This is a genomic window from Consotaella aegiceratis, assembly GCF_036541425.1.
In the GTDB taxonomy this organism is placed as follows: Bacteria; Pseudomonadota; Alphaproteobacteria; order Rhizobiales; family Rhizobiaceae; genus Consotaella; species Consotaella aegiceratis.
In genome coordinates, this window is record NZ_JAZHFT010000096.1 from 1 (window position 1) to 4825 (window position 4825).

The 4825-nt window shown below is 50.0% G+C and carries 4 protein-coding genes and 2 pseudogenes; all 6 read left to right on the forward strand.

Features of this window, described 5'->3' with window-relative positions:
- Positions 1-25 precede the first annotated feature (25 nt).
- Positions 26-154 (forward strand): annotated as a pseudogene (locus SMD10_RS24870) (RHS repeat-associated core domain-containing protein); the annotation flags it as partial.
- A 307-nt stretch (positions 155-461) separates the two neighbouring features.
- Positions 462-590: pseudogene (locus SMD10_RS24875) on the forward strand (integrase core domain-containing protein); the annotation flags it as partial.
- Between the two features lie 247 nt (positions 591-837).
- Complete coding sequence (locus SMD10_RS24880; RefSeq protein ID WP_331688419.1) at positions 838-1407, forward strand: hypothetical protein; 570 nt, start codon at positions 838-840, stop codon at positions 1405-1407.
- A gap of 226 nt (positions 1408-1633) precedes the next feature.
- Positions 1634-2377 (forward strand): RHS repeat-associated core domain-containing protein, encoded by a 744-nt coding sequence (locus SMD10_RS24885; RefSeq protein ID WP_331688420.1) that lies wholly within the window; start codon positions 1634-1636, stop codon positions 2375-2377.
- A gap of 16 nt (positions 2378-2393) precedes the next feature.
- Positions 2394-2846: a hypothetical protein gene (locus SMD10_RS24890; RefSeq protein ID WP_331688421.1), complete on the forward strand. Its 453-nt coding sequence runs from the start codon at positions 2394-2396 to the stop codon at positions 2844-2846.
- Between the two features lie 183 nt (positions 2847-3029).
- Positions 3030-3890, forward strand: a complete 861-nt coding sequence (locus tag SMD10_RS24895) for an RNase A-like domain-containing protein (RefSeq protein WP_331688422.1) — start codon at positions 3030-3032, stop codon at positions 3888-3890.
- The last annotated feature ends 935 nt before the right edge of the window (positions 3891-4825 follow it).

Consider the following 4825-nt stretch of genomic DNA (forward strand, 5'->3'; position numbering starts at 1 on the left):
GGCCCACGCCCGGCCGCCCGACGCGCTGGCCTGCCCGTGGCGGTTTCCGGGCCAGTACGAGGACGCCGAGACAGGGCTATACTACAACCGCCACCGGCACTACGATCCCCTGACCGGCCACTACACCTCCCCAGACCCCATCGGCCTCGAAGGAGGCGACCGGCCGCAGGCTTATGTGCAGAACCCGGCGGCCGAGGTTGATATCTATGGCTTGCAGGCTCGCGATGCGCAGGGAAGATTTCTCAACAAGAACGGCCAGAACCTGGCCGGGCCTGGCAAGGTATTCGAGCAGCAGCTGGCTGATGGCTTCAGAGCCAAAGGCGATCAGGTGTTCCAGAACGTCACCGTCCGCAATGCGGATGGAGAGATCGTCAGCTATGCTGACATGATTGTCGTGCGCGAAGGTAAGGTTCGTTACGTTGTCGAAGCCAAGAGTGGACGAGACAATCTGAGCCCTGGACTCCGAGGCGCGGGCCGGTCTCGCGAAGTGGATGACCTACTACAACGCCGACCGTCCTCATTCGACCCATGGCGGCAAAACGCCCGCCGAGGTCCATGAGGGCGCCGGATTCATCAGACTGGCGGCATGACCAACCACAGGAACCAAGCTTAACTCAGCCGTCTGCCTGTCCGGGAAACCGGGACCACCTCAGACAAAGGCAGCTTCAACGAATGATAGAAAGCCAGCAACCATTTAGTTTCACCGGCAAGAACGCCGTTGGTATTCCTGGTGCGAACACAACTCAGACGTTTCCTGGAATAAGCTATGAGCGTTTGACCCCTGGAGTTTCGGTACCATGACGAAGAAAAAGGATCCTGATCGAGAGGCCTTTATTGATGCATTTTCGCAAAGAGGATGGAAAAAAAAACGGCTATCAATTATATAAATTTATGGATAATGAAAAGAGGTATATTGTTAGTGCCACTATTGAGCGTGGAAGATATCCTGTACCGAAAGGTATACTTAATGCAGATCTCAGTTTCCACAATGTCGAATTAAATGAGTTTGCGAATTTTATCCATCAATATAATAATGTCGATCCTCCGGATATAGGCTTATTTCGCGGTTTTAAAATCCCTATCAGTTCTCAGCTCCGAGGATGGGATAGCCTCCCTTTGGTCGCGACAAGGAAGCGAATCATCTATGATAACCAAGATTATGAATATTTTATTGAATTGTGTAATTCAGAGTCAAAAGAGATATATGATAATTATAAATATATAGAAAATCTAGCAGAACTTTATGCTTCAGAGGAGCGGTGGATGGAGAGTAAGGATTGCCTGATAATTTATTTATATATGGGAAAATATGATCGCGTACGAGAGATATTTCATAAATTCTTTGGTCCAGATGGAAGGGCGGCGAGTTACATAATAAAATATATGGATCGATATGGGCTAAATTAAAATGACCCATTTTGCTAGATAGAGAGATTAGACAGAGGGACAATCCATGGTGAGCGCCGCCGGACCGCTCGCCTGAGGTCGGCACGGCGTATCTTTGGGACGGCGACCGGATGGTGGCCGAGGCGCCGCTGCATCTGGACGGCAGATCGCTTGGGCTGACGGCGTCCGCTGGCACTTCGAGGAAGAATCGCACAGGCTCCTGGCCAAGGAGCTGCCCGGCGGCGAGATGCTGGCCGTGGTCACCGACCCGCTCGGCACGCCGAAGGAGATGTTCGACGCGCGCGGGCATCTGGTGTGGGCGGCGGACCATCACGTCTGGGGCGCGGTGCGGGCGGTGGAGGTGCGTGGCGCCCTCGCCATGAAGCCCGCCCACGCCCGCGCGCCCGACGCGCTGGCCTGCCCGTGGCGGTTTCCGGGCCAGTACGAGGATGCCGAGACGGGGCTATACTACAACCGCCACCGGCACTACGATCCCCTGACCGGCCACTACGCCAGCCCCGACCCGATCGGTCTCGCCGGCGGCGACCGGCCCCAGGCCTATGTGCCCAACCCCACAGTGTGGGTGGATCCGCTGGGGTTAGATGCGAGGGCGAATTACCAGCGGCCGGAACCTACAGCGCCCGCGAATTGGAGTACCGCGAGAGCAAATTATTGGCGGCGGGTGGGTGAACAAGAACGAGCGAATCCCTCGGGAAAATATTCACCTGACAACATCGATCTGATGGCAGAGGGTGCGGCGCCGAGGATGACCATCGTGGTTCGAAATCGTCGAACGGGCGCAATCGTCGAACGTGATGTCTCAATGGAGCTTCACCATCGCTCACTCACACAGCGGGGAGGAAGTGCCCGTGCGAATGAAGACTGGAATCTGGTTCCTACAACTCCCTGGGGGCACGAAGGTATGGACCCGTTCCGCCATACTGGATATGATTTGATCGGCATAAAGCGCGGCACAAACTCTTGGCCATGATCGGAAGGATTCAAAGATGTCTAGAGGCGATGAACTGCGCGAGAAATTTCGCCAAAAAGGAAAGGAAATTTCTGCACAAATAAACAGTCCTTTTGGAAGGTTTAAATCTGAATTATATAATTTTGTTATGAATAAGTGCGATGCAAGGGCAAGCAATGATTTTATAGAAAAGGTTTACGGCGAATACACTAAAGAAAATCCGGAAGACCAAGAAAGATGGTTTAACGATTTCGTCAAACCTAAATATACATTTATGACCAAAAAACCAGAGTGGGTGTTTGAGCCTGACTGGGCTTATGAAGCTGGTGATCCTCTGGAATTTATGCATCAATTCCAAGATGATGATGGTCTCCATTTTTATATTTTTAGAGGGCGTCGTCAAGTAACGGGCGGTTACAGATTGTTTTATAAAATGAAAGCTCAAGATCAAGAAGGAACGGTAAATATGAGTGGGATAATCGAAGGATAGGTTGGGATCTTAGTGGTAAATCCGGATTTTCATCAGATTATATATTTGATATAGAAAATTTCAGGAAATAAAATTATAGTTTTAGAAATATACTTTTATAAAAAATAAATATGAAAATTGATTGAGTATAAGTATTATAATAGTATGGACTAAGCGTTTTATCGATGCTCCTTAGTTAGCGGTATGGTGGCCGAGGCGCCGCTGCATCTGGACGGGCGGATCGCCTGGGCTGACGGCGTCCGCTGGCACTTCGAGGAGGAAACGCACAGGCTCCTGGCGAAAGAGCTGCCCGGCGGCGAAATGCTGGCGGTGGTCACCGACCCGCTCGGCACGCCGAAGGAGATGTTCGACGCGCGGGGCCGGCTGGTGTGGGCGGCGGACCATCACGTCTGGGGCGCGGTGCGGGCGGTGGAGGTGCGTGGCGCCCTCGCCATGAAGCCCGCCCACGCCCGCGCGCCGGACGCGCTGGCCTGCCCGTGGCGGTTTCCGGGCCAGTACGAGGACGCCGAGACGGGTCTGTACTACAACCGCCACCGGCACTACGATCCCCTGACCGGCCACTACACCAGCCCCGACCCCATCGGCCTCGCCGGAGGGGATCGGCCGCAGGCTTATGTGCAGAACCCGACGGTTTGGACCGATCCGCTGGGGTTGAGTCGGCTGGCCCCGGGAGGTGGTTTGCAAGCTCATGAGAACGCGGGCGGTCATCTCTTGCAAAGGCATGTGGGGAAAACCGATGCCGAGCTAGCTAGCGGCCTTCAAGCCGATCCGAAAATATCAGGTAGTTCGACGTTCACAGATCGAGCAACTGCGGAAAGATCTGCGGCAGAAGCGGTGGATGCGAATCCGATTGTCATCAAAAATTTTTTGCAGGGCAGCAATAACCAGATTACGATAAAGCACTCATATGGTTCTCCGGTTGGCCGGACGATGCTAAGGGGTCAATCAGCATCGACACCATCATCGAACGCTTTATTTATAATTCGGCGCGATCCAACTATGTCAACAGGATACAGAATTCATACAGGATATCCGACACGATGAGGCAATTATACAAAAATCTTGTTGACTTAATATCGCCGTATCTAAATCAGGATTTTGATCTGGATTTTCAAAATCCAAATGATGCTATAGATCTCATAATTTCGGATAACAAATATAACATTATTTTATCAAAAGTTGTTTTAGAAATAGAATCTGCCATCAATTCTTCAGAAAATATAGATTCAATTTTTTTTGGAGTCGCGGAATAGAATATTCTCCGTATTTAACGGATAAAGAAAATAGATTTTTTCTAAATTTATTAAAAGAAAAAATATTACAATTACTTAAGAGTTGATCTGTCCCTTCGTCCTATGGGACGGCGACCGGATGGTGGCCGAGGCGCCGCTGCATCTGGACGGGCAGATCGCCTGGGCTGACGGCGCCCGCTGGCAAGCAAGCAGGAGTCGGCCAGGGTATCATTATTCAATATGGCAAGACGAATATAGTATATATCAAAATGTTCCAAAAGACGCTATCGAGTTGCTAAAATGAATGATATTGATGAAAAGTTAAATAATGCCGTAATTAATTTTATCGGAGAATTAAGATTCTCTGGAAGAAAAAAGTAATTAATCTCAACAAAAAAGAAGAAATAATATTTATATTAAGAGAATGCAAAAATCTATATCAAGAAAAACCTTATATAAGTAAGTCATGCGTAATTTCTATGTTTTATCTTTTTGAATCTATATTATCAGAATCTAATTATGTAGAAGATCCGAAGCCGTTGATCGAGTGCGCATGGGATTTTTCGGAAGAAATTAGAAAAATTACTGATGAAATCAATGAATGACCAAATCATAGAGTTGGACACCTCGAAAAACCTCGCGTGGCTGGGCGTTTCATGATTCCATCGGTCTCGACGGGATCAGGAGGCATAGATGCGCGGGCAGCCGGGGTTCTGGGATGTTGACGAGCGATATGTCCGGCTGAGC

What these genes read in the sequence shown, in the direction of transcription:
- SMD10_RS24880 (WP_331688419.1), top strand. Translation starts at nt 838, where the DNA reads ATGCATTTTCGCAAAGAGGATGGAAAAAAAAACGGCTATCAATTATAT.
- SMD10_RS24885 (WP_331688420.1), top strand. Translation starts at nt 1,634, where the DNA reads ATGCTGGCCGTGGTCACCGACCCGCTCGGCACGCCGAAGGAGATGTTC.
- SMD10_RS24890 (WP_331688421.1), top strand. Translation starts at nt 2,394, where the DNA reads ATGTCTAGAGGCGATGAACTGCGCGAGAAATTTCGCCAAAAAGGAAAG.
- SMD10_RS24895 (WP_331688422.1), top strand. Translation starts at nt 3,030, where the DNA reads ATGGTGGCCGAGGCGCCGCTGCATCTGGACGGGCGGATCGCCTGGGCT.